Source organism: Porphyromonas sp. CAG:1061, assembly GCF_000435035.1.
Taxonomy (GTDB): Bacteria; Bacteroidota; Bacteroidia; order Bacteroidales; family Porphyromonadaceae; genus Porphyromonas_A; species Porphyromonas_A somerae.
The window spans coordinates 14,224-17,383 of sequence record NZ_HF988933.1 but is presented as its reverse complement, the minus strand read 5'-3'; the positions used below and the strand labels follow the sequence as shown (position 1 = coordinate 17,383).

1 protein-coding gene is annotated in these 3,160 nt (G+C 46.6%); it reads left to right on the top strand.

From position 1 onward, the window contains the following. Positions 1 to 683 precede the first annotated feature (683 nt). Positions 684 to 3,014, top strand: a complete 2,331-nt coding sequence (locus tag QVO39_RS06915) for a carboxypeptidase-like regulatory domain-containing protein (protein WP_021903561.1) — start codon at positions 684 to 686, stop codon at positions 3,012 to 3,014. Positions 3,015 to 3,160 lie beyond the last annotated feature (146 nt).

Here is a 3,160-nt window from a genome sequence, read left to right as displayed (position 1 = left end):
CTTTGAACGAAGGATGAGATGCAAGGCGCTGACAGCAAGGTGCACGTAGGGCACCAGGCACACAAAAGGATGAGGGCGAAGGGAGCGTACTCGCGTACGTGACCTAGACCGAATTCCGAAAGCAACGAAGCAGATCGCCTTCGTGCAACAGTCTCATGTAAAGGTGGGTGTTGCAGAGTGGCGATATTTGGAGGAAGGATCTCGGCCTAGGTCCATGTATTCCCCTCTTGTATCAACCTCATATTCCGTATGCGTGCGGAATGGATTCCGCAGGGCTACGGAATGCGTTCCGCACGCGTACGGAATTCATTCCGCACCCTATGCGGAATATGTGGACGCTATACTATCGCATTCCTGAAAGTGTAGACACTCCATTTCTTCTATTCCTGAAAAAGTAGACACATCAGGGGTTACGCATTAGAAAAGACTATTGTGCGAATGATGATATACAATCTGTTGAGGATAATGGTGTAAGGACTTTCTAATGCATAACCCCTGGTAGACACATTGAGAGGGAGTGATAAGTCTTAGATTCGGTTGTTTGTCCTCCACGAGGGGAGGTCGTGGGGGCATCTAGAAGTGCAACCTCTCTTTTCTTTAGATTTAATGGGAATAGTTTCAAGAAAATAGGCTATCTTTACGGAAATGCTGTACTGAAGAACAACACTATTAATCGGAGCCTAATGGAAAAGAACTTAACTAGATTCCTGACCCTGACTATATTCCTATGTTTTGGAGCCACCACCTTATTGGCTACTGAGGTGAAAATCTCGGGGCGTCTACTCTTCTCAAGAGATTCTACCGCAGTCATCGGAGCTTCGGTACGGCTACTAGACCTTGAAGGAACCACTATTTCTGGGACAACGACTAACGAGAAGGGAGACTTCACGGTCACCGGCAACGAGAGCAAAGAAAGTCGCTTGGAGATAAGCTTTGTGGGACATGTCCCTATTTCGGTGCAGATTGAGGGTGGCAAGGGAAGCATCTCCCTTGGAGATCTCTATCTGGTAGAGGATAGTAAGCAATTGGACGAGGTGACGGTCACCGGCTCTCTTCGCCAGTACAATCGCCAATTGGTTTTCCCCGAGAAGTTACAGATCAGAGGGAGCCACGACTTTATGACGCTACTCCATAATCTAGGACTAACGGGGCTTTCGGTGGATCAGGTCAATAAGAATGCTTCCATTAATGGCAAACCGATTCAATGGAAAATCAATGGCGTCCCTCGGTCGGTTGCTGAAGTGCGTAACCTCAAACCCGAATCTATCCTTAGAGTCGATTACTCCGATATGCCTACGATGCGCGAATTGGACCAAGATTTTGGAGGTATTATAGATGTGATCCTAAAGGAGCGAACCGATGGAGGCTCTGTGAGGAGTCACCTGCAGAGTGCCCTCTGGGTAGGATTTGTCAATGGTAGTGCGAGTGCTAGCTACCACCAAGGGAAGTCGGACTTCTCAATTGATTACAACACTGCTTATCGCAACTACCCTAAGTGGCAAAGAGATAGTGAGGAGAAGTTTATTGCTGACTCCAAGGAAATCACACGGCTCCTTCAGGGGGAGGCGAGCCCATTTGGCTATTTTACAAACGACCTGAACTTCACCTACCTCTATCAGCCTAGCAAAGTGAGCCAATTTAGTGCCACTTGGCGCAATTCTTTTGCCCGACAGTACAACAATATCAGAGGTCAGATAATTGAGACCGATAAAGATCCCTATCATAGAGCCTCAAAAAGCAAATATAGAGGCTACTTGCCAGCACTAGACCTATTTTATCAGCACCAATTTGGAGATGGATCGAAGCTGGAAGCCAACCTATTAGGCACACTATCCACAGGTAGAAACGACAGAGATTTGGTGGACACCAGGAATGGAGCAGAGGTGGCCAAGATCTCCAACCCCGTAGAAAGTAAGTACAAATCGTTAATTGGCGAAGTGATGTATCAAAAGTCGTTGCACCCAAAGGTGTACCTCACCACTGGTCTGCAAAATAGATATGCATTCACCACAAATGAGTACCTCTCGCCGAGTAGTTATCTTGACGAACTGCATCAGAATAACACCTATCTTTATGCTCAAATCTCTGGGCGGCTCAATCCAAAAGTTCAGTATAGCTTGGGGAGTGGGTTGAAGTTCTTTTATGTTGAAAGTAAAGAGAAGAGTAAGAAGTACTTCAAAAATCAGAGCAGCTTGGGATTCTACTACAATCCCAATAATCGCCTCTCCTTTTCCCTCAATAGCAATTTCATCCCCTTCCTCCCCTCATTAGCTCAGCTATCCAGTGTCAAGCAGAGGTTTGACCGACTGACTGTATTTACAGGGAATAGTGAATTGAAGTCGAGCTACGCCTTTACCAATCGCCTCAATATGAATTATCGCAAGGATAAGTTCAATACCAATCTAGCCCTAAGCTACAATCACACCACCCATCCGCTGTACACCCGTGTCACCTATCTTCCCGAAGAGGAGTACTTCTTGTTTCAGTCCGACAATGGGCTGTACAATCGGCAGTATGGAGCCGAATGGAAAGTCAACTTTAGCAATCTGATGAACTTCCTCTCGCTCTACACCACAGTAGGCTACAAGCGGTATGAGAGTAACGTAGGGAATCATCCACTTCATCTCAATAGCCTCTACTGGGATATCTCGGCACAGGTAGTGTACAAGGAGCTGGTCATTGCTGGCTATTATACGAAAGCGGGAAGGACGCTCTATAACGAAACAGAGCAACTATCAGGTGACAATATGGGCTTGACCTTGATGTGGAATAAAAATAATTGGACCCTCTATGCTCAGATGCTATACGTGGGATTTAAGGAGGGGGATACTTATAGAACCACCAACCACTCCAAGGTAAATCCACTTAAGTCCTATGTGAAGATCCCAGAGAATGGTAATATGCTCACCCTCGGGGTAGTCTGGAATCTTGACTTTGGCAAGCGTGTGAATCGAATGAGAAGGGGACTCAAGAACTACGATAGCAACAACAGCGTAGTAAAGGTTCAAGATTAATCTTTTAATAAGTTAGCAACTTCTTACCTCTTGTCTAGGTTGTGGATTTGTCCGACCCACAAGGGGTCGTAAGGGAGGGGGAGGGGACGAAAGCCCCGAACAACCGGGGAATACGACAATCTCCTACCCACCCCACGACCTCCCCT